The organism is Streptomyces sp. T12 (assembly GCF_028736035.1).
GTDB lineage: Bacteria > Actinomycetota > Actinomycetes > Streptomycetales > Streptomycetaceae > Streptomyces.
Genome location: NZ_CP117866.1, coordinates 2,822,590 through 2,844,771, shown reverse-complemented (window position 1 = coordinate 2,844,771; position 22,182 = coordinate 2,822,590). Strand labels below are relative to the sequence as shown.

General features: G+C 70.5%; 17 protein-coding genes. 4 read left to right on the top strand and 13 right to left on the bottom strand.

Annotated elements, in window-relative coordinates:
- Positions 1–7: 7 nt before the first annotated feature.
- The 3 genes from pulA to PBV52_RS12625 all read left to right on the top strand — a co-directional run bounded on the left by pulA (position 8) and on the right by PBV52_RS12625 (position 7,678).
- Complete coding sequence (gene pulA / locus PBV52_RS12635) at positions 8–5,422, top strand: pullulanase-type alpha-1,6-glucosidase (protein ID WP_274238436.1); 5,415 nt, start codon at positions 8–10, stop codon at positions 5,420–5,422.
- Between the two features lie 74 nt (positions 5,423–5,496).
- Positions 5,497–7,284 carry a fused response regulator/phosphatase gene (locus PBV52_RS12630; RefSeq protein ID WP_274238435.1) on the top strand — a complete coding sequence of 596 codons (1,788 nt, stop codon included), beginning with the start codon at positions 5,497–5,499 and terminating at the stop codon, positions 7,282–7,284.
- A 31-nt stretch (positions 7,285–7,315) separates the two neighbouring features.
- Positions 7,316–7,678, top strand: a complete 363-nt coding sequence (locus PBV52_RS12625; protein WP_274238434.1) for a 5-carboxymethyl-2-hydroxymuconate Delta-isomerase — start codon at positions 7,316–7,318, stop codon at positions 7,676–7,678.
- Here PBV52_RS12625 and PBV52_RS12620 read toward each other — a convergent pair.
- The 5 genes from PBV52_RS12620 to PBV52_RS12600 all read right to left on the bottom strand — a co-directional run bounded on the left by PBV52_RS12620 (position 7,675) and on the right by PBV52_RS12600 (position 12,920).
- Positions 7,675–8,364 carry a TetR/AcrR family transcriptional regulator gene (locus PBV52_RS12620; RefSeq protein ID WP_274238433.1) on the bottom strand — a complete coding sequence of 230 codons (690 nt, stop codon included), beginning with the start codon at positions 8,362–8,364 and terminating at the stop codon, positions 7,675–7,677. The two genes, PBV52_RS12625 and PBV52_RS12620, sit on opposite strands and share 4 nt — an antisense overlap.
- A 56-nt stretch (positions 8,365–8,420) precedes the next feature.
- Positions 8,421–9,446, bottom strand: coding sequence for a PDR/VanB family oxidoreductase (locus tag PBV52_RS12615; protein ID WP_274238432.1), 1,026 nt, complete (start codon positions 9,444–9,446; stop codon positions 8,421–8,423).
- Positions 9,446–10,324 (bottom strand): metal-dependent hydrolase, encoded by an 879-nt coding sequence (locus tag PBV52_RS12610; protein ID WP_274238431.1) that lies wholly within the window; start codon positions 10,322–10,324, stop codon positions 9,446–9,448. The genes PBV52_RS12615 and PBV52_RS12610 overlap by 1 nt, the downstream gene beginning before the upstream one ends.
- 88 nt (positions 10,325–10,412) lie before the next feature.
- Positions 10,413–12,338 (bottom strand): hypothetical protein, encoded by a 1,926-nt coding sequence (locus tag PBV52_RS12605; protein WP_274238430.1) that lies wholly within the window; start codon positions 12,336–12,338, stop codon positions 10,413–10,415.
- A 72-nt stretch (positions 12,339–12,410) separates the two neighbouring features.
- Entirely contained in the window at positions 12,411–12,920 is a 510-nt protein-coding gene (locus tag PBV52_RS12600) for a tetratricopeptide repeat protein (protein ID WP_274238429.1), read from the bottom strand.
- Between the two features lie 120 nt (positions 12,921–13,040).
- Here PBV52_RS12600 and PBV52_RS12595 point away from each other — a divergent pair, with 120 nt between their 5' ends.
- Positions 13,041–13,472 carry a hypothetical protein gene (locus PBV52_RS12595; RefSeq protein ID WP_274238428.1) on the top strand — a complete coding sequence of 144 codons (432 nt, stop codon included), beginning with the start codon at positions 13,041–13,043 and terminating at the stop codon, positions 13,470–13,472.
- 81 nt (positions 13,473–13,553) lie between these two features.
- Here the strand turns inward: PBV52_RS12595 and PBV52_RS12590 are convergent, their stop codons facing one another.
- From PBV52_RS12590 to PBV52_RS12555, 8 genes are all read right to left on the bottom strand, one after another.
- Positions 13,554–15,125, bottom strand: a complete 1,572-nt coding sequence (locus PBV52_RS12590) for a DUF1996 domain-containing protein (protein WP_274238427.1) — start codon at positions 15,123–15,125, stop codon at positions 13,554–13,556.
- 202 nt (positions 15,126–15,327) lie between these two features.
- The gene (locus PBV52_RS12585; RefSeq protein ID WP_274238426.1) at positions 15,328–15,981 is read right to left on the bottom strand and encodes a response regulator transcription factor; all 654 of its coding nucleotides are present in this window, start codon (positions 15,979–15,981) and stop codon (positions 15,328–15,330) included.
- The gene (locus PBV52_RS12580) at positions 15,966–17,246 is read right to left on the bottom strand and encodes a sensor domain-containing protein (RefSeq protein WP_274238425.1); all 1,281 of its coding nucleotides are present in this window, start codon (positions 17,244–17,246) and stop codon (positions 15,966–15,968) included. The genes PBV52_RS12585 and PBV52_RS12580 overlap by 16 nt, the downstream gene beginning before the upstream one ends.
- Before the next feature lie 53 nt (positions 17,247–17,299).
- A complete protein-coding gene (locus tag PBV52_RS12575; RefSeq protein ID WP_274238424.1) occupies positions 17,300–18,340 on the bottom strand; it encodes an SDR family oxidoreductase in 1,041 nt (346 codons plus the stop codon).
- Between the two features lie 84 nt (positions 18,341–18,424).
- Positions 18,425–18,982 (bottom strand): winged helix-turn-helix domain-containing protein, encoded by a 558-nt coding sequence (locus PBV52_RS12570; protein WP_274238423.1) that lies wholly within the window; start codon positions 18,980–18,982, stop codon positions 18,425–18,427.
- A 386-nt stretch (positions 18,983–19,368) separates the two neighbouring features.
- Complete coding sequence (gene glnII, locus PBV52_RS12565) at positions 19,369–20,400, bottom strand: glutamine synthetase (RefSeq protein WP_274238422.1); 1,032 nt, start codon at positions 20,398–20,400, stop codon at positions 19,369–19,371.
- Positions 20,401–20,799: 399 nt separating this feature from the next.
- Positions 20,800–21,549, bottom strand: a complete 750-nt coding sequence (locus PBV52_RS12560; RefSeq protein ID WP_274238421.1) for a hypothetical protein — start codon at positions 21,547–21,549, stop codon at positions 20,800–20,802.
- A 135-nt stretch (positions 21,550–21,684) separates the two neighbouring features.
- Positions 21,685–22,050, bottom strand: coding sequence for an arsenate reductase family protein (locus PBV52_RS12555; protein WP_274238420.1), 366 nt, complete (start codon positions 22,048–22,050; stop codon positions 21,685–21,687).
- Positions 22,051–22,182 lie beyond the last annotated feature (132 nt).

The following is a 22,182-nucleotide window of genomic DNA, read 5'->3' as shown; positions in this document are numbered from 1 at the left end:
TCCATCTGTGATACCGAGATGGCCGACGCCGTCGAGGCGCCGAACCGCTCATGCCGGACGGGTCGCCGCGGTCACCGTGACCGCGCTGGCCGCAGCACTCGTCCAGCCTCTCGCGGCGGGGGCGGACACTCCGCCTCCGCCCCCGTCCGACGCCAAGCTCGCCGCCGAGCCCGCCCGGCACGACGCCACCCGCGAGCAGTTCTACTTCGTCCTGCCGGACCGTTTCGCCAACGGCGACGCGAGCAACGACAAGGGCGGCCTCACCGGCTCCCGCCTCTCCACCGGCTACGACCCCACCGACAAGGGGTTCTACCAGGGTGGCGACCTCAAGGGCCTGACCAAGAACCTCGACTACATCAAGGGCCTAGGCACCACCTCCATCTGGATGGCGCCGATCTTCAAGAACCAGCCCGTGCAGGGGACGGGGAGCAACGCCTCCGCCGCCTACCACGGTTACTGGATCACCGACTTCACCCAGGTCGACCCGCACTTCGGCACGAACAAGGACCTGGAGAACCTCATCTCCAAGGCCCACGCCAAGGGCATGAAGGTCTTCTTCGACGTCATCACCAACCACACCGCCGATGTCGTCGACTATGAGGAGAAGTCGTACGACTACCTCTCCAAGGGCGCCTTCCCGTACCTGACGAAGGACGGCGAGCCCTTCGACGACGCCGACTACGCGGACGGCAAGTCCAAGTTCCCCGCGGTCGACACCGATTCCTTCCCGCGCACCCCGGCCGTCGCCGCCGCGAAGAAGAACGTCAAGGTCCCGTCGTGGCTCAACGACCCGACGATGTACCACAACCGCGGCGACTCCACCTTCGCCGGTGAGAGCTCCACGCACGGCGACTTCGGCGGCCTCGACGACCTGTGGACCGAGCGTCCCGAGGTCGTGTCGGGCATGGAGAAGATCTACCAGCGCTGGGTCAGGGACTTCGACATCGACGGCTTCCGGATCGACACCGTGAAGCACGTCAACACGGAGTTCTGGACCCAGTGGGCCACGGCCCTCGACTCCTACGCCGCCCAGCAGGGCCGCGACGACTTCTTCATGTTCGGCGAGGTGTACTCCGCCGACACGAACATCACCGCCCCGTACGTCACCCAGGGCCGCCTCGACGCCACGCTCGACTTCCCCTTCCAGGAGGCGGCACGCCAGTACGCCTCGCAGGGCGGCAGCGCGAAGAAGCTGGCGGGCGTCTTCGGCGACGACTACAAGTACACGACCGACAAGGCCAACGCCTACGAGCAGGTCACCTTCCTCGGCAACCACGACATGGGCCGCCTCGGGTACTTCCTGAACCAGGACAACCCGAAGGCCACCGACGCCGAGCTCCTCGCCAAGGACAGGCTCGCCAACGAGCTGATGTTCCTCAGCCGCGGCAACCCGGTCGTCTACTACGGCGACGAGCAGGGCTTCACCGGCGCCGGCGGCGACAAGGACGCCCGCCAGACCATGTTCGCCTCCAAGACCGCCGACTACCTCGACGACGACGAGATCGGCACCGACCGCACGCACGCGAGCGACGCCTACGACACAAGTGCGCCGCTGTACCAGCAGATCAGCGCCCTCGCCAAGCTCCGCAAGGCCAACCCGGCCCTCGCCGACGGCGTCCAGACCGAGCGCTACGCGGCCGACGGCGCCGGGATCTACGCCTTCTCCCGCACCGCCGCCAAGTCGGGCACCGAGTACCTCGTCGCCTTCAACAACGCCGGCGACGCCAAGACGGCGACCGTCCCGGTCGGCTCCGCGGACATGACGTACACGGGCATCTACGGCACCCGGGCGAAGGCGGAGTCCGACGCCGACAAGAAGCTCACCGTCACCGTCCCGGCCGGCTCGGCGATCGTCCTCAAGGCGGCCGGCAAGCCCGCCGAGCCGACCACCGAGCCGACGCTCACCCTCAAGGCCCCCGCCACCGGCGCCACCGGCACGGTGGAGATCGGCGCCGACGTCGACGGGGGACAGCTCAACCGCGTCGTCTTCGCCGCCCAGGTCGGAGGCGGCAAGTGGAAGACCCTCGGCTCGGCCGACCACGCCCCGTACAAGGTTACGCAGGCCATCGGCAAGGACGTACCGGCCGGCACCGCCCTGCGCTACAAGGCGGTCGTGATCGACTCCGCCGGCCGCACGGCGAGCGCGACGGCCGAGAGCACCACCGGCACCCCGCCCGCTCCCGAGATCCCCTCCGCCGCCTCCCGCGACTACGCGGTCGTCCACTACAAGCGCACCGACGGCGACTACGCGAACTGGGGCCTGTACGCCTGGGGCGACCTCGCCGACGGCGAGTCCACTAACTGGCCCGACAGCCACCCCTTCGTCGGCCGTGACGCCTACGGGGCCTTCGCCTACGTCAAGCTGAAGCCCGGCGCCTCCAGCGTCGGCTTCCTCGTCATCGACAAGGACGGCAACAAGGACGTCTCCGCCGACCGCACGATCGACGTCACCAAGACCGGCGAGGTCTGGATCGAGCAGGGCAAGACGGACGTACGCACGGAGAAGCCGGCGGCCGACTACCCGGCCCCGGACAAGACCAAGGCCGTCCTGCACTACCACCGCGCCGACGGGAACTACGACGGCTGGGGCCTGCACGTCTGGACGGGCGCCGCGAACCCCACCGACTGGTCGAACCCCCTGAAGCCGGTCAAGACTGACAGCTATGGCGCAGTCTTCGAGGTACCGCTCACCGACGGTGCCACCAGTCTCAGCTACATCCTCCACAAGGGCGACGAGAAGGACCTGCCCACCGACCAGTCGCTCGACCTCACGGCGAACGGCCATGAGGTGTGGCTGTTGAGCGGCCAGGAGAAGTACCTGCTCCCGCAGCCCGCGGGCTCCGCGGCCGCGCTCGACCTGAGCACCTCCAAGGCGGTCTGGATCGACCGGAACACCCTCGCCTGGAACGGCTCCGAGGCCGCCGCCTCCACTCAGCTGCTCTACAGCCGCAGCGGCTCCATCGCGGTGAAGGACGGCGCGCTGACCAGCGACGACGAGCGCTGGCTGCGGCTGTCCAAGACCAGCTTCACCGACGCCCAGAAGGCGAAGTTCCCGCACCTGAAGGACTACACCGCCTGGACCGTCGACCCGCGCGACCGCGACCGGGTCCGCGAGGCCCTCGCCGGCCAGGTCGTCGCCTCCCAGCGGGCCGCGAACGGCGCCGTGCTCGCGGCGACCGGAGTCCAGATCGCCGGCGTACTCGACGACCTCTACCCCGGCGCGACCAAGGCCGACCTCGGGCCGACCTTCGACAAGAGCGGCCGGCCCACCCTGGCCGTGTGGGCGCCGACCGCGCAGAGCGTCGCCCTGGAGCTCGACGGCTCCACAGTGCGGACGAAGCGCGACGCCGCCACCGGTGTCTGGTCCGTCACCGGCCCCAGGTCCTGGAAGAACAAGCCCTACCGGTACGTCGTGAAGGTCTGGGCGCCCAGCGTCCAGAAGGTCGTCACCAACAAGGTCACCGACCCCTACTCGGTCGCCCTGACCACCGACTCCGAGCGCAGCCTCGTCGTCGACCTGGACGACAGGTCCCTTGCCCCGAGCGGCTGGTCCTCGTACACCAAGCCCAAGGCCGTACCGCTGAAGGACGCGCAGATCCAGGAGCTGCACATCCGGGACTTCTCGGTCGCCGACAAGACGGCCAGGGACCGGGGCACCTACCTCGCCTTCACCGACAAGGACAGCGACGGCTCCCAGCACCTGCGTGAGCTGGCGAAGTCGGGCACGTCGTACGTCCACCTCCTGCCCGCCTTCGACATCGCCACGATCCCCGAGAAGAAGTCCGACCAGGCGGTCACCGACTGCGACCTGGCCTCCTTCCCCGCCGACTCCGACAAGCAGCAGGAGTGCGTGGCGAAGATCGCCGCGAAGGACGCCTTCAACTGGGGCTACGACCCGTACCACTACACGGTCCCCGAGGGCTCGTACGCCACCGACCCCGACGGCACCGGCCGCACGGTCGAGTTCCGCAAGATGGTCAAGGCGCTCAACGACGACGGCCTGCGGGTCGTCATGGACGTCGTCTACAACCACACGGCGGCCAGCGGGCAGGCGGACACCTCCGTCCTGGACCGGATCGTCCCCGGCTACTACCAGCGGCTCCTGGCCGACGGCTCGGTCGCGAACAGCACCTGCTGCTCCAACACGGCCACCGAGAACGCCATGATGGGCAAGCTGGTCGTCGACTCCATCGTCACCTGGGCCAAGGAGTACAAGGTCGACGGCTTCCGCTTCGACCTGATGGGCCACCACCCGAAGGCCAACATCCTGGCGGTCCGCAAGGCCCTGGACGCGCTGACCCTCGCCAAGGACGGCGTCGACGGCAAGAAGATCATCCTGTACGGCGAGGGCTGGAACTTCGGCGAGGTCGCCGACGACGCCCGCTTCGTGCAGGCCACCCAGAAGAACATGGCCGGCACCGGCATCGCGACCTTCTCCGACCGCGCCCGGGACGCGGTGCGCGGCGGCGGGCCCTTCGACGAGGACCCCGGTGTCCAGGGCTTCGCCTCCGGGCTGTACACCGACCCCAACTCCTCCAAGAGCAACGGCACTTCGGCCGAGCAGAAGGCCCGCCTGCTGCACTACCAGGACCTGATCAAGGTCGGGCTCTCCGGCAACCTCGCGAAGTACCGCTTCACCGACACCGACGGCAAGGAGGTCACCGGGGCCGAGGTCGACTACAACGGGCAGCCCGCCGGGTACGCGGACGCGCCGGGCGACGCCCTCGCCTACGCCGACGCCCACGACAACGAGTCGCTCTTCGACGCCCTCGCCTTCAAGCTGCCCGCCGGCACAAGCGCCGCCGACCGCGCCCGTATGCAGGTCCTCGCCATGGCCACCGCCACCCTCTCGCAGGGCCCGGCCCTCTCCCAGGCCGGCACCGACCTGCTGCGCTCGAAGTCGCTGGACCGCAACTCCTACGACAGCGGCGACTGGTTCAACGCCATCCACTGGAACTGCGCCGACGGCAACGGCTTCGGACGTGGACTGCCGATGGCGGCCGACAACGCGTCCAAGTGGCCCTACGCCAAGCCCCTGTTGGGCACCGTGCAGGTCGGCTGCGGGCAGATCGAGGGCGCCTCGGCGGCGTACCAGGACCTGTTGCGGATCCGTACGACGGAGGGCGCGTTCTCCCTCGACTCGGCCGACCAGGTGCAGTCGAAACTGTCCTTCCCGCTGTCCGGCAAGGACGAGACGCCCGGTGTGATCACCATGCGGCTCGGTGACCTCGTCGTCGTCTTCAACGCGACGCCCGAGAAGCAGGAGCAGCGCATCGCCTCGCTCGCCGGGGAGGGCTACCAGCTGCATCCGGCGCAGGCCTCAGGGGCAGACCCTATCGTCAAGTCCTCGTCCTACGAGCAGAAAACGGGCACCTTCGCCGTTCCGGGGCGCACTGTCGCCGTCTTCGCACGGGCCCATTGATGCGGCGCTAACTTGAGTGGGGCGGACCCGGTCACGGGTCCGCCCCACTCACGTGTATCCGAGGGCTGCGGACGATGGACGGTTACGGCAGGCAGTCCGGCGCGACGGTGATGGTCGTCGACGACGTCTCGGCCAGCCGCTACGCCATGGGCGCCGTGCTGCGTCGTGCGGGACACGATGTCGTGCCGGTCGCGAGCGCGGGCGAGGCGCTGAGCGAACTCGACGTACGGCTGCGCGCGGGCGCCCTGCCCGACGTGGCCCTCGTCGACGTGGGGCTGCCGGACATGAGCGGCTTCGAACTGTGCCGCCGGGTCAAGGCCCGCCCGTCCACGGCCGCGCTGCCCGTCGTCCACTTCTCGGCGACGGCCATGGAGGCGGGGGACCGGTGCCGGGGGCTCGACGCGGGCGCCGACGCCTACCTGACCGTGCCGGCCGAGCCCAGGGAGATCCAGGCCGTCGTCCAGGCCGCGGTGCGCAGGGCGCGCCGGCGCACCGCGGCCGAGGCGCTCGCGCACCGGCTGACGCTGTTGTCCGAGGCCATCGTCACCGTGCAGACGGCGCGCTGCCTGGGGGAGCTGGCCGACGCGGCCGCCGCGGGGGCGGCCCGGCTCAGCGGTACACCCGCCGTCGTCTTCGTCATCGGCGCGGACGGCGAACCGCACTGGGGCAGCTCGCCGAGCTCCCTCCACCTGCCCCGGAGCCACGGCTTCGCCCGCCCGGCGGGAACCCCCACCGCCCTGCCCGAGACCGCCCCGCACGTGGTGGCGGCACGGCTGATCACCCGGATCGCGCAGGAGCGGAACGGGCGGACCGGAGTGCACAGCACCGTCGTGCCCGCCTCCCTGTGGCCCGCCGGTTTCTTCCGGCCCGGCGTCCGGGAGGACGCCCGCCTGGTGCTGGCGCTCACCAAGGAGGGCCGGACACCGGTGTGCGTCGTCACGCCGACATGTTCGGCTGCCGTACCGGACCCGGCGTACCAGCCCCCCGCGGTCCGGCTCTCGCAGGCCGAGGCGCTCACCGAACACGACCCGGTGTACGACCCACTCGCGCCCCGGCTTCCACCGGCCACGCCGCTCCCCGCGCAGGACCCCGCCGACGCCCTCCTCGCCCGGCTCGCCCAGGCCACCGCGCTGGCCGCCGAGCCGCTGCTGATGTACCAGGCGGAGCGGGACATCGCCCTCACCCTGCAGCACAGCTTTCTGCCCCAGCCGCACCGGCTGCCCGCGCTGCCCGGTGTGGAGGTAGTCGTCCGGTACGTGCCCGCGTCCCGGCGGGCCGAGATCGGCGGGGACTTCTACGCCGCCCTGCGCGCCGAGGGCGGGGTGCTCACCGCGGTCGGGGACGTCGTCGGGCACTCGCTGGACGCGGCCACCGTGATGGTCGAGATCCGGCACGCGCTGCGCGCCTACTGCGTCGAGGAGAGCGACCCCGACGCGCTCGCGGCACGGCTGGACCGGATGCTTCAGCACTACCACCCCGATGTCACCGCCACGGTCTGCCTGGCCCTGGTCGACCCCGCCACCGGACACACCCGGATCGCCAACGCGGGCCACATTCCGCCGCTGGTCGTGCGGGACGCGGGCGACGCCGAGTACGTCCCGGTGGACGGTCCGCTGCTCGGGCTGGCCCTCGACCGGCCCGAGCCCAGCGAGCTGGTGCTGACCCCGGGGGACCGTCTGCTCATGGTCACCGACGGCCTCATCGAGACCCGCGGCATCGACCTCGCCGCCTCCATGGAACAGCTGCGCACGGCCGCCGCCGAGACACCGGTCGGCCTCGACGCGCTGTGCGACACGCTGCTGGGCTGCTTCGGGCGGGGCGGGGAGGACGACATCGCGATGCTGGCGCTGCGGTTAGGGTGAGTCCGGATGCCGCCGTAGAACAGGAGTGCCCATGCCGCAGATCACCGTCGACTATTCCGGCGTACTGGCTCACGCCTTCGACCGGGAGGGTTTCGCGCGGGCGCTGCACTCCGCCACGGTCGAGATCGCGGCGGCGAAGCCGGAGGCGTGCAAGACGCAGTTCCGGCGGAGCGAGTACACGGCGTTCGGCTATGAGGACCCCGAGGAGCAGGGCCACGCGATCGTGCACGTCACGCTCGGACTGCTCGCCGGCCGCACCGAGGAGACGAAGGCGAGGCTGACCGAGGCCGTCCTGGAGCTGCTGCGCAAGCACGTGGAGGAGGACGAGTTCGTTCTGCACGCCTCCGCCGAGGTACGCGACCTCGACCCCTCCTACCGCAAGTTCGAACGCTAGGACGCCAGTGAGATCAGCCGGGCGATCAGGTCGCTGAACGGATCGTCGGCCGGCTCCTCCTTCAGCATGCGGCGCAGCAGCGCGCCCATCTCCTCGTCGTAGGCGGCGCTGACCGCGGCCAGCGCGGCGAAGTCGTGCACCAGCTGGGCCTCCAGCTCGGCGCGCGGGATGCGCCGCCCGTCGAGCCAGATCAGCGCCGTCGACTCGGCGAGCGAGATCCAGGAGCGGATGACCAGTTCCAGGCGCGCGGGCGGGTTGTCCACGTTCAGATGCGAAAGGATCTGGACATACGCGGCCTGCCGCACGGAGTCGATGAGCGCGTTCGTCGCCGTCGAGCCGACGGCCGGGCCGCCGCGCATCAGGGCGGAGAAACCGGGGCCGTGCTCGTCGACGAAGTCGAAGTACCGGCGCATCACCCGCAGCAGCCGCGCCCCCAGCGGCCCCTCCTGCGGTTCGACGAAACGGGCCGCGAGCTCCTCCGAGGCACGCTTCAACGCGGCTTCGTACAGGCTGAGTTTGCCGGGGAAGTAGTGGTAGACCAGCGGACGTGAGATGCCCGCCGCCGACGCTATCTCGTCGATGGAGACATCGTCGGGCGAGCGCTGGCTGAACAGTTCGAGGGCGACGCCGATCAACTGCTGCCGTCGCTCCTCGACTCCCATTCTTCGGCGTACCCCGGTAGTCATGCGAACACCTTACCGATCGAATCCGGCCCCGAACGGACCGGACCGGCCATCGGTGTTCACATATCCAGTACGAGTCGATCACCCCGCGCCCGCGACACACAGATCAGCATGGAGTCGGCCCGCTCCGCATCCGTCAGCAGTCCGTCCCGGTGGTCCACCTCGCCCTCCAGCACCCGCTGTTGGCAGGTCCCGCAGAACCCCTGCTCGCAGGAGTACGCGGTGTTCGGCAGCTCGGCTCGTACGGTGGCCAGGACGGTCGAGTCCTCCGCCACGGTCAACGTCCGCCCGCTGCGCCGGAGTTCGACCTCGAAGGCACCGCCTCCCGAGACGCGGGGCGTGAACCGCTCCAGCCGGACCCGCGGGAACCGCTCCTGCACCGCCGCCATCAGCCCCTCCGGCCCACAGCAGTAGACGGCGGCACCCTCGGGCACGTCCGCGAGGACCGCGTCGAGATCCGGCCGCCCCTCCACGACGGTCACCCGGTCCCCGCCCCCCAGCTTCCCGACCTCCTCCAGGAACGGCATCGAGGCGCGGTCGCGCCCGCAGTACAGCAACCGCCACTCGGCGCCGTCGGGCAGCGCCCGCAGCATCGGCAGGATCGGGGTGATCCCGATACCGCCCGCGACGAACACGTACGACGACGCCTCGACGAGCGGGAAACGGTTCCGCGGCCCCCGCACCTCGAGCTCCATCCCCTCCCGCACCTGCTCGTGCACCTCGCGCGAGCCGCCCCGCCCGTCCTCGACCAGCCGGGTCGCCACGGTGTACGACGAGCTGTCCTCCGGATCCCCGCACAGCGAGTACTGCCGCACCAGCCCCGACGGCAGCACGAGATCGAGATGCGCGCCGGCCTCCCAGCGCGGCAAGTCGTGGCCCTCCAGGCGGAGTTGTACGACCCCCTCGGCGACCGTCTCCCGTGCGGTCACCGTCAGCCGCAGCGCCCGCGACCGGGGCCGCCCGGAGACCGGCTCCTCCAGCGCGGGCCACGGCCACAGCGGCGAGGCCTGGATACGGCGGCGCATCGCCCTCCGGGTGAGCAGCGCGGCACCGGCGACGACCGCGACGGTCAGCGGCTTCGGCATCAGGAGGAGCCATTCTCTGCGGCCATGGCGGCGGGGGAGGAGGCCAGATAGGCGACGGCCTGCGCGGTGGAGCCCTCCTGCGAGGGGTGGTAACTCCGGCTCAGATAGCGGGGGATGGACCGTGCCATGTCCCCGGTCGTCGGCAGCAGCCCCCGCCGCCCACGGACGTAGAACTCCTTGAAGCTCGCCTTCCCGTCGACGAGCGTCGGATCGTTCTCCATGAAGAACCGTGTCCCGCGCTGCCAGAGGAACACCAGCGTGGCGAAGGCGGTGGCCCAGGTCCGCGCCCGCCGCCCGTAGTTGCCGTCGACGTGCATGAACAGCTCGAAGGCGACCGACCGGTGCTCGACCTCCTCCGCGCCGTGCCAGCGCAGCAGGTCCAGCATGGTCGGGTCGGCGCCGCGGTCGTCCAGCTCCTCGGCGTTCAGCACCCAGTTGCCGAGGAACGCCGTGTAGTGCTCGATCGCCGCGATGAGGGCGACTCGCTCCATCAGCCACCACCGCCGCGCCCGGCCCGGCGGGAGGGTACGGTCCCCGAGCAGCTTCTCGAAGAACCAGTCGACCTGCGCGGTGTACGGCGTCGGATCGAGCCCCTGCTCCCGCAGGTGCGGCAGCACCTCGTCATGGGCCTGCGAGTGCATCGCCTCCTGCCCGATGAACCCGATGACGTCCTCGCGGAGCCGCTCGTCCCGGATGTAGGGCAGCACCTGCTTGTAGACGTGCACGAACCACCGCTCACCGGCAGGCAGGAGCAGATGCAGCACGTTGATGGTGTGCGTGGTGAAGGGATCCCCGGGCACCCAGTGCAACGGGGTGTCGTCCCAGGAGAAGGACACCTTGCGGGCCTTGAGGGGTATCCGGTCCTGCGTATTAGACATGGCGTCAATGTACTGACGGGTAAGCCCGCGGTGAACCCCCGTGCACGCCCTTATTTACATGTCCGTCAGCAAGGCGCTCGACCGGGTGTCACCGCAGCCCGCTGATCGTGCGCCCGCTCTCCAGCGTGCCCTTCAGCTCGGCCCGCGCGCCCTGCTCGGCCCGCGCCGTGAGCAGGCTGCCCTCGGCGCTGCCGCGGACCCCGCCGGTGGCGCGGATCGACTCCGTGTCCCGGGCGCCCGCCGCCAGCAGGTACCAGCCGCCCGTGTTCGCCTTCCACAACACCCCGGCCAGCACGTGCGGATCCCGCGCCCCGCACGCCGATACGTTCTCGGCCTTCGCCGCCACCGCCGCCTGCGTCGCGCCCGGCGTCCGGAACTGGGCCAGCACCCGCTCTCCGCCGCCCCGCCAGGTCTCGGTGCGCGTGCACACCCAGTCCGCCGAGCCGGTCCCGTCGGGCAGCGCCTGCCGGGCGAACGCCCAGGCGTTGACCGTGCGCACGCCCGCGGAGCGCATCTGCCCCAGCCAGCATGAGTACGGCGCCCAGGTGCGCAGCGCCGCCGGGCCGGACGCGTCCTTGACCGCCCCGGGACGGCCGGTGGTGAGGCGGGCCGGGACCAGCTCGGAGAGGTCGGTCAGCAGGCGGGTGCCGGTGCTGTCGGTCAGCTGCAGGACGTTCCACGACGTGCACGGGCCGGCCTGCTGGACGGCCGGGCTCGCCAGCGGCGAGGTGATGCCGTCGGTCAGGGTGAGATCCATCGCCCCGGTACGCGGCTTCAGCAGATCCCGCTCGGCCGCCTTCTTCACCCAGGGCGCCACCAGATAGCGGACGTTGCCGTCGGCCCGGCTCAGCACCACCGCGCTCGCCTCCGCCCTGGTCGCGCCGTCGACCCGGGAGAAGTCCAGGGCGGCGCCGGCCGTGCCCTCCTTCGGTTCGGCGTAGCGGACGATGCGCAGGCCGTCGTGGAGGATCACCACGTGCGCGTTGTCGACGGTCCCGGCGTACAGCAGCTGCGGCGCCCCGGGCGGGCCGCCCGACGGGGTGCCCGGGGTCGCCGAGACCGCGACCGTCTCGCCGGGGCGGGCCCAGACGGCGAGGGCGCGGCGCAGCAGGGCCGAGTCGTCGGTGAGGTCGCCGCGCGCGGGCCACACGGAGAAGTCGGTGCGGGCCGAGGACTGCCAGGCCAGGGCGGGGACCTTCGTCAACTGGGCCGGGTCGAGGGCGGCCTCGGCCGCCGGGTTCTGCGCGTACGAGGGGGCGGCGGCACTGCCCGGGCCCCAGCCCTCGCCGGGCAGGCCGAGCAGTGCCCCGCACACCAGCAGGGCGGCCCCGGCGGCGAGCGCGGCCTTCGTGTGCTGCCTGCGCCGCATCAGGTCGGTGGGGCGGGCCTGCAGTGAGCAGGGGTCGAACTCGGGGGAGTCGAGCAGCGCGTACTGCGCGGCCACGGTCTCGACCTCGTCGAGCGCGTCGTCCACGTCCTCGACGCCGGCCGCCGTCAGGACCTCGCGTACGTCGCCGTCCTTGAGCTTTTCCAGGCCGCGCAGGACGTAGGCCGCCCGCGCCGGGCCGGACAGCGCCGACAACTGCTGGTCCAGGGCGAGTTCGTCGGCGCCGCCCGACCGGGGGAACAGGCGCAGGCCCCACACCTGGGGCAGCAGGGGCGGCAGCTGGGAGCGCTTGGGCCAGGCCAGGCGCCGCAGTGGCAGCCCCGCCTCCAGCGCCGTACGCAGGACCCGCAGGCGCACGAAGGCATACCCGGGGTCGCCGTCACGGCCGGTCGACTGGGCCGGGATCGCGGGCGACGCCGCCGCCCGGCCCCGCGGCAGCGCGCGCTGGGTGAGGGAGTGCGCGGTCACCACGCGCCGGTTGCGGCCGAGGCTCGGCGGCAGCACCAGGTAGGCGAGCCGGACGAGGCGCGGGTAGTGCTCGACGAGCGCGGCCTCGGCCCGCTCGATGTCGACGACCGGGTCGGCCGAGGCGGGTGCGGGGCGCGGGGCGACATCCTGTGACTGCACGTTCAGCAGAACGAGCGAATGGTCAGTTGGTCACCGTTACCCGGACCACCCCGGGCGCGGTCCCGAGACGGCTCAGTCCGCCGACTCCAGCAGCGCTCGGGCGTAATTCGCCATCGACCGCTGATAACGCGGCAAATGCGGCGCGAGAGCGCCCAACACCAGGGACAGCCCCTCGCGGTCACGCCCGAGGCTCGACAGGCACAGCGCCAGCGTCGCCCGTACCGCGTCGTCCAGCTCGTCGGAGGGCGCGTCAAGCTCGGGTGTCAGCAGCTTGACACCCTCCTCGGCCTGCCCGACGTTCCTGAGCGAGCTGGACAGCTGGATCTTGGCCCGCCGCCCCTTGTAGCCGCTCACGTCACTGAGCCCGCGCGCCAGCGCCTCCCGGTACAGCGGCACCGCCCGGTCCGAGTGGCCCGTCGAGTCCCAGGCACACGCCTGCTCGAAGGGGCCCAGGGGGCTGTCGTCCGGCAGCTCGGCGACGAGGGCGTCGATGACGGCGCGGAAGTCGGCAGCCTCCTCCTCGGAGTAGGTGTCGAACGTCGCCCACGCGGCGGTCACGCGGTCTTCCCAGTCCTGGTTCATCGGCTCACACTCGCACACCCGTGCCCGTGAGAGCCTCGTATTTGAGCGCATCGCATGCCACAGCCGTATGGGAGACGAGGGCCCCGCCGGGGCTCTGTGCGGCATGGACCGGAGGAACAGATGACTTTGACCCGACCGATGCTCGCGCTGACCGGCGCGGTGGCGGTGCTCGCGCTGGCCGGCTGTGGCTCAGGCGGCGACAAGGAGGCCGAGGTGCCCAAGACGGCGACCGGCAGTCTGGAGCATCTGGCGGCCGTGGCGAAGTGCGACCCGAACATGCAGACCGACGCCGACGAGATCCGCCAGGCCATCTGCAAGACCGGCAAGGAGAAGTACGTCCTCGCCACCTTCGCCACCGACCGCGGCCAGGCCGAGTGGCTGAGCGGCGCCAAGGACTACGGCGGCTACTACCTCGTCGGCCGCAAGTGGGTCGCCGTAGGCCAGGAGAAGACGGTCACGACGCTGCAGAGCAAGCTCGGCGGGACCATGGAAGAGGGGTCCGAGCACATGAACCCCGGTGGCAGCCACAACAGCGGCAGCCACCACGGTTGAACCCCGCTGGTCAATGACGAGACGAAAGCCGGCGGTGGGTTTTCCCACCGCCGGCTTTCTGCTGTTTCTACCGGATCAGGACTACTGGCAGTCCTGGCCACTGTTGATGCAGTTGACCACCTCGTTCATCACGTTCTCGTCGAAGAAGTTGATGAAGTCGTTGTGGTCGGTGATCGCCTTGTGCAGCTGGTCCGGGAAGGAGTCCACCGCGTAGGCGTTCTGGACCTGTCCGTTCTGGATCTGCGGGGCCTGCACGTCGTAGACCAGACGGACCTGGAGCTGGGGGATCGCCTGGAAGTTGTTGGCGCAGGTGCCGTCGGCCTGAACGAACGCCACGTGGGTGCGGTGGTTGGCGCTGTCGATGTTCTGGCCGTCCCAGCAGCTCTGGAAGTTGCTCGTCCGGACCACCGAACTGCCCTCGGGGCAGATCGGGAGCTTGTCGTGCAACTGCACCTTGTCCTCGAAGCCGGTGCAGCTCCAGTTGGCATTGGCGTTCGCGTTGCCGTTGACGAAGGACTTGGCGTCACCGGTGATGATGCGCAGTGCCGTCGGCATCGCGACGACATCGCTCGTCTTGTTGCCGACGAACTTCAGCTGTGCCTCGCTGGCCTGGATGATCGTGCCGACGTTGCCGTCCTGACCACCGCCGGGGGCGTTCGCGTCGATGTCGTTCTGACCGTCCTGCACGCGCAGCACCGGCCAGAAGTACGACGATTTGTCGCCCTGGTTCTGGCAGGTCGTGTCGCCGTTCGCCAGGTCCTGGTCGCTCGCGAACGCGTTGTTGGCCTGGTTGCCGACGTAGTCGTGCTGGTGCTGGGCACCGTTGGAGACACCGGGGGCGACGATCACGTTGTCCGAGTTGCGGTTCTCGTTCTCGTTGGTACCGCAGTTCGTGGTGAAGCTGCCCGTCGAACCGGAGTCCCCGTTCGCGGGAAGTCCGTTCGCGCCGACGCCCAGCTGGGCGTTGGCCTGGACCTGGGTGATGTCCACGAAGTCGTCCGCCGACGGGCCGTTGCCGGCCTGGCCGCCGTTGCCCTGGTCCTGACCGTCCTGACCGTCCTGGTTCTGGTCCTGACCGTCTTGGTTCTGGTCCTGACCGTCCTGGTTCTGGCCGTCCTGGTTCTGGTCCTGGCCGTCCTGGTTCTGACCGTCGCCGGCGCCGCCGTCGTTGGTCTGCGGCTGCTCGGCCGGGACGCCCTGGCACTGGGCGAGCTGGTCGAGGCCACCCGGCGCGGTTCCGCCCACGCGCCGGATGTTGATGCCGATCCGGTCGAGCGTGGCCGTCCGCTTGGACTTCAGCGGACCGAGGATCGCGTTGTTGACGAAGCCGGCGTCCCCCGCCTGGGCCTGGCGCGTGTCCGCGAGACGCTTGTAGGCCTCCGTGATCTGCCGGTCGAGCAGCGCCAGCTCCTTGGCGACGCCCGCCCGCGCCTTCTCCGGCACGTCACTCAGCTGCTGGCCGACGTCCGGGCAGTCGATCGTGGCGACCTGGGCGTTCGTGGACTTCGTCTGGTTGTACCCAGAGTTGTCCTCGTGTGCCGAAGCATAGAAGTTGGCCCAGACAAGCCCGCCCCCACCGAGCGCTAGGGCCGCCGATGCGGCTATGGCCTTGGTGGCCAGCGGCGTACGGCGTTTTCGAATGTTGCGTCCCATGGAACTCCTCTGACTTCCTTTTTCGGGGCATCGAGGCGCCCGACAGGAGTGAAGCGGCTCCCTTTCATACGGAGGGCGTCCCAGGGGTGTTCAGTCGCCTCGGAAATTGTTGAGAGATTCGTGAGAACGCCGTGTGCTCAACAGCCCCATAAACACCGGGAGTTGTTGATCCCGCACGGCGGGTGCATGGCCGGGTCCGATTTCACCGGCCGTGGTCGAGATACGCGAGAACCGCCAGCACGCGACGGTTGTCGTCGTCCGACACCTCCAGGCCGAGTTTGGCGAAGATATTGGCGGTGTGCTTGGCGATGGCCCGTTCCGTGACGACCAGCCGCTCGGCGATCGCCGCGTTCGTCCGCCCCTGCGCCATCAGCTCCAGCACCTCCGTCTCGCGGGGCGTGAGCCGCGCCAGCGGCTGGTCGTCGGCCGCGCGCCGGGTCAGCAGCTGCTGGATCACCTGCGGGTCCATCGCGGTCCCGCCCGCCGCGACCCGCCGTACGGCGTCCACGAACTGGTCCGCGTCGAACACCCGGTCCTTCAGCAGATACCCCACCCCACCGCTGCCGTCGGCGAGCAACTCCCGTGCGTACAGCTGCTCCACGTGCTGCGAGAGGACCAGCACCGGCAGCCCCGGCTTCCTGCGGCGGGCTTCCAGCGCGCACTGCAGCCCCTCGTCGGTGTGCGTCGGCGGCAGGCGTACGTCGACGACGGCGACGTCCGGCTCCAGCTCGGCCAGCGCCCGGGCCAGCTCGGGGCCGGTCTCCACGGCCGCCGCGATCTCGAAGTCGTAGGCCTGGAGGAGCCGGACGAGTCCGTCGCGCAGCAGGAACAGGTCTTCGGCTAGGACAACGCGCAAGGAATCTCCATGGTGACCATGGTGGGGCCGCCCGCGGGAGAGCTGACGGCCAGGACGCCGTCGAATGTACCCAGTCGCCGCTCGACTCCGGCGAGGCCGGAGCCGGCCCCGATCGCCGCGCCGCCCTTGCCGTTGTCGGTGACGGTGATGCGCAGCATGTCGTGCGTGTGGTGCAGGTCGATCCAGATGCGGTCGGCGCCCGCGTGCTTTACGGCGTTGGTGAGTATCTCGCTGACCGCGAAGTACGCCGCGGACTCCACGGGCGCCTCCGCACGCCCGGGCAGCTCCACGGTCACCTCGGTCGTGATGGGCAGCCGCAGCGCCAACGCCCGCACGGCGTCGCCCAGTCCGCGCTCGGCGAGCACGGGCGGGTGGATGCCGCGCACCAGGTCGCGCAGCTCGGCGAGCGCGTCGACGGAGGACTTGCGGGCCTGGGCGAGCAGCTGCTTGGCCTGCTCGGGGTCCTTGTCGAGCAGCATCTCGATGGTCCCGAGGTCCATGCCCATCGCCACCAGCCGCGCCTGCGCCCCGTCGTGCAGGTCCCGCTCGATGCGGCGCAGCTCGGCGGCGGAGGTGTCGACGGCGTCCTGCCGGGTTTCTGTCAACACCCGTACGCGCTCGGCGAGTTCGGCCTGGCTGGGGGTGAGGACGCCCCGGGTGAGGCGGAAGTGGAGCTGGAGGGCGCTCACAGTGTACCGGTGGGCGACGACGAGGAGGACGGCACCCAGCGCGCCGGCTCCGAGCGCGGACGCCTGATCGCTGACCGGCACGAACCCGTACCAGTACGGCCCGTATTCGACGTACGGCCCGCCCGTCATGGTCCGCCACAACCCGGCCGCCAGCGCGAACCCCTCCAGCGGGTACAGCAGGAGGACCGCAGGCAGCAGTGCGGTCACGAAGCCCGCCGTCATGTCCACCGGCAGCCAGCGCAGGTCCCGCCAGGTCGCCGGGTCCCGGAGCATCGCGAAGGTGCGCGTCCACGGGTTGGCCTCCCGTGGGATCGGCCGGTACGCCGACGGGATCTGCACCCCTCCCCACTGCGCGGCGAGGAGCCGCCGCCAGTCCGCGAACGCCCGCACCCCCGTGAGCACCCATGGCGTCGTGACGATCCCGACCCCGATCGGGATCAGTGCGATGGACACCAAGGAGAGCGTGAAGCAGAGCACCGCCCCCGGCAACAGCACCAGCGCCAGTCCCAGTCCGCGCACCCCCGCCAGCCCCATGCCCCGCGCCCTGCTGCCGCTCTTCGTCTCTGTTGTCGTCATGCCCGCCAGTCTGGACGAGCCGGGGGAGAGGGGCACGGGGCCGAGCCCCCGGATCAGGAGGTGGTGCCAGGTACACCCCCGCCGGGCGCATCCGCGCCGGCCGCCAGCACCTTCGCCTCCACCTCCGGATCGAGCCCCTTCGATGTCCGGTCCGGCCGCATCGGCGCCGTGCCCCCGATGTCCGTCAGCCACCGCCAGGTGTCGGCGACGGTCTCCGCGACGGGACGGCAGCGCAACCCCGTCGCGACGGCCCGGGACACATCCGCGCTGTGCAGGGCGTCGTGCATGTCGCTGCCCGGCGGCACCCACACCGGCAGCTGGGTCCACGGCTCGATGCCCGCGTCCAGGATCACTTCCGGTTCGGTCCAGCGCAGTTCGGCGTCGGCGCCGACGGTGGCGACACACGCGTCGAGGAACTCACCCATGGTGGTGTGCCCTTGCCGGCTCGTCAGGTTGTACGGCCCGCTGAGCTCCCCCTCCACCGCACCGAGGGTCCACTCCGCGAGGTCACGGACATCGACGTACTGGAGCGGAAGATCCCGCGGCCCGGGCGCGAGGACGGGCCCGCCGCGCGCGATACGACCGAGCCACCACGGCAGTCGGCCGACGTTCTCGTACGGCCCGAGGACCAGCCCCGCCCGCACGAGCACCGAGCGATCCGCCCCGAACTCCTCGACGGCGGCCAGCTCGCCGCCCCGCTTGTCCCGCAGGTAATCGGTGTGGTCCGCACCGGCCTCGGCGCCTTCCACCAGCGGCGCGTCCTCGCCGTACCCGGCGGGCGGTGCCCACGCGTACACCGAGCGGCTCGACACGTACACATACCGCCCTGCGCGGCCCTGCAGCAGCCGCGCCGCGTCCCGCACCGCGCGGGGCGCCGCCGACCAGGTGTCGACGACGGCGTCCCACTCGCCGGGGTGCTCGGCGAGGGCGGCGAGCCCGTCGGACGCGGTGCGGTCACCTCGCAGCAACCGCACCCCGGCCGGGGGCTCGTGCCGCCCCCGGTTGAAGACGGTCACGTCCCAGCCGCGCCCGAGGGCCGCCTCCACGACGGCCCGCCCGGCGAACTCCGTACCACCCAGCACCAGAAGTCTCATGCCGCCGACTCTGCCCGGTGCGAGCGCGGGACGGAACAGGACTCTGCCGTCAGCAGAAGGCTCTCGAGGGAGCGGTCGGGCAGGTCAACGCCCGGCCGACGGGGCGTACTTGTACCCCACCCGACGCACCGTCCGGATGGTGTCCCGGTGCTCGGCGCCCAGCTTGCGGCGCAGCCGGGCGATGTGGACGTCGACGGTACGGCCGTCCCCCACGTGCCCGTACCCCCACACCGTGGTGACCAGCTGGTCACGTGTGTGCACGCGATGCGGGTTGGCCACCAGGTGGGCGAGCAGCTCGAACTCCAGGTAGGTGAGGTCGAGTTCCCGCCCGTCGACCGCGGCGGTGCGCCGCACGGCGTCGACGCTGACGAGCGCGTCGCCGTCGACGGCGTGGGCCGGCGGAACAGGCGGAACCGGCGGCTGCTGGTCGGCCGGGACGAGCACCAGGTAGCCGATCATCGGCGGCTGCCCCGGGAGCGTGGGCAGGGAGTGCTGGGGAGCGGGCAGCCAGGTGGCGCCCGGCGGCAGAAGGCCCGCGACGTCGATCACCTCGTCCCGGTCCACGGCGCGCAGATGATGCCGTGAAGCGGTCGGGGCGGGGGAGTTGAGCGTGGCGGTGGAGAGAGAACGAGTGGTCGCCATGAGAGGTCAGCTCTTTTCGCGCGAGGAGTCCGTCGAGGAGTCCGTCGAGAAGTCCGTTGGGAGACGTACGTCGTTTCGCGCTGGCCGAAGGCCGGGGAAGTAACGGCTTTACAGGGCCCGCGCGTTCACCGCGCGGCAACACACCCGGTCGAAGTCGTCGTGCTGACGGGAAGGCCAGAAGGGCTCGAGGTCATGGCGACCTGTCGCGGAGTACTTCGGAAAGCTGGCCATGCCCCCATTGAAGCAGACACCGCCCACGGAAAGGACCCTCCTCTCACTGCTTGGACGATTCCTTGACGCCCACTGACCACGCGCGAAGGGGGCGCCCACCGTCCTGGTGGGCGCCCCCTTCGGGAGCTACTGGGCTCTGGGAGCCCCTGGGTGGATCAGACCTGGCCGGCCTTCTCCAGTGCGGAGCAGCAGGTGTCGACGATCAGACGCGTCACCAGGTACGGGTCGACGTTGGCGTTCGGACGGCGGTCCTCGATGTAACCCTTGCCGTCCTGCTCGACCTGCCACGGGATACGGACCGAGGCACCGCGGTTGGAGACGCCGTAGGAGTACTCGTTCCACGGGGCGGTCTCGTGCAGACCGGTCAGACGGTCGTCGATGCCGGCGCCGTAGTTCTTGACGTGGTCGAGCGGCTTGGAGCCCTCACCGAGCGACTCGCACGCGGTGATGATCGCGTCGTAGCCCTCGCGCATCGCCTTCGTGGAGAAGTTGGTGTGCGCACCGGCGCCGTTCCAGTCGCCCTTCACCGGCTTCGGGTCCAGCGTCGCGGCGACGCCGAAGTCCTCGGCGGTGCGGTAGAGCAGCCAGCGGGCGACCCACAGGTGGTCGGAGACCTCCAGCGGGGAGACCGGGCCGACCTGGAACTCCCACTGACCGGGCATGACCTCGGCGTTGATGCCGGAGATGGCGAGACCCGCCGCCAGGCAGTTGTCCAGGTGGGCCTCGACGACCTCACGGCCGAAGATCTCGTCGGCGCCGACGCCGCAGTAGTAGCCGCCCTGCGGGGCCGGGAAGCCGCCCTTGGGGAAGCCGAGCGGGTAGCCGTCCTGGAAGAAGGTGTACTCCTGCTCGATGCCGAAGATCGGCTCCTGAGCGGCGAACTTCTCGGCGACCTCGGTGAGCGCGGCACGGGTGTTGGACTCGTGCGGCGTCATGTCGATGTTGAGGACCTCGCACAGGACGAGGATGTCGTCGCCGCCGCGGATCGGGTCGGGGCAGGTGAAGACCGGCTTGAGGACACGGTCCGAGGAGTGGCCCTCGGCCTGGTTCGTGGAGGACCCGTCGAAGCCCCAGATCGGCAGCGCGTCCAGACCGACGGGCTCGCCCGCCATGATCTTCGTCTTGGAACGGAGCTTGGCGGTCGGCTGGGTGCCGTCGATCCAGATGTACTCAGCCTTGAAGGTCACGGGCCACTTCCTTCGGGGGTGTGTCTGACGCACTTGCGGGTGCTGCGGCGCTGCGGCACTGAGGCGCCGCTCTTGATGCCCGCGAGCCTGTCAACAGGCGATTTCCCGCCCGTTGCTCGAATGTGAACCCCGTGTTACCTGGTGGTGGTGTGGCGCGTTTCACGCTGTGAGCTGCGGTACGAAGTCGATACGGCGACATCCGGCGCCGCGGGCCGGCACGGTGCGGCGGCTCGTATGCGATGGGAGTGAGACACCAGGCCGCACGCACCGCCTGCCGCACGCGGGCCCTGCCGCACGCGGGCCCTGCCGCACGCGGGCCCTGCCGCACGCGGGCCCTGCCGCTCGTGGCCGCGAGCGGCAGGGCCTTCCCCCATCACGTACGGCGTGGTTACCCGAGCCTCACCCCACCTTCTCGATCACCGCGCGGCGGATCAGGAACTTGCCGGGCTCGCGTACCTGCTCGAAGGCCGCGTTGTTGAGCAGCACGCAGCTGCCGGAGACCGAAGTGACCTCCACCGTCGTGGACTTGTTGTTGTCCAGGTTGGTGACCTTCAGCTTCGTACCGGCCGGGAATTGGCTGCTGGACGCCGCCGGGGCGCCGCCCTCACCGGAGAGCGTGACCGTCGAGCCGTTGCAGACCTGCTGTCCCGAGGCCGCGGCATCGCCGCCGGTATTTCCCGCGTTCCCCGCGTTCCCCGCGTTCCCCGCGTTCCCCGCGTTCCCCGCGTTCCCCGCGTTCCCCGCGTTCCCTGCGTTCTCCGCGTCGCCGGCGCCCCCCGTGTCGCCGGCCTCCGCGGGAGCGGTCTGCGCCGGCTGCGAAGCCTGGGAGTCCTGAGCCGACTCCCCAACCGCACACCCGGACGCTTCCTGCTGAACCTTGATCTGCGCGATGACGGCCTCGCGGTTGGCGATCCGGGCCTCGGACTGCGCGTCCGGATCGGCCCGTTGACCGTCGATGAACTTCTGGTTGTTGCCGAGAGCGGTGGCGAGGCCTTGGCAGACGTTGGAGTCCGCGTCCGACAGGGTCCTGGGACTCTGCGAGGCGTTCGAGGTGTTCGCCATGACGAAGGCGCCGCCTGCGGCCACCGTCGCCGCACTCGCGAACAGCGCGAGTTTCTTCTTCGTGCTGAGACTTCTCCTACGCGACATGCGCGCCTCCTGAGAGGTAGGGGAGCGTACGCCGCTATGTACGAGATACCGAACGAGGTTACTCAGCGGTTACGGGAGTCACTGAAGTAACCTGCATCACACAGAGCTCAGCAGGGCAGGCCTTCTGGCAGGCCTTCAGCTCTCCCGGGACAGGGCATCCCGTACGGCGTCTTCGGTCCGCGCGACAACGGCCGTACCGTCGTCCGCGGTGATGATCGGCCGTTGGATCAGCTTGGGGTGCTCGGCCAGGGCCGTGATCCACCGCTCCCGCGAACCCGCGTCCCGGGCCCACTCCTTGACCCCGAGCTCCTTGGCGACGGCCTCCTGGGTCCGGGTGATGTCCCAGGGCTCGAGGCCGAGCCGATCGAGGACGTCCCGGATCTCGTCCGCGGTCGGCACGTCGTCCAGGTAGCGGCGGACGGTGTAGTCCGCCCCCTCGGCGTCGAGCAGCGTGAGGGCGCTACGGCACTTGGAACAGGCCGGATTGATCCAGATCTCCATGCCGCTCACGGTATCCCGACCGGCGCGACAGCCTCCGTCGACCGGGCGCCAGCCGCCTGTCGGACGCCCCGTGTTCGAATTTTCCGCCGCCTCACACACACCTCGCGACACCGGCGTGACACAGTGACAATT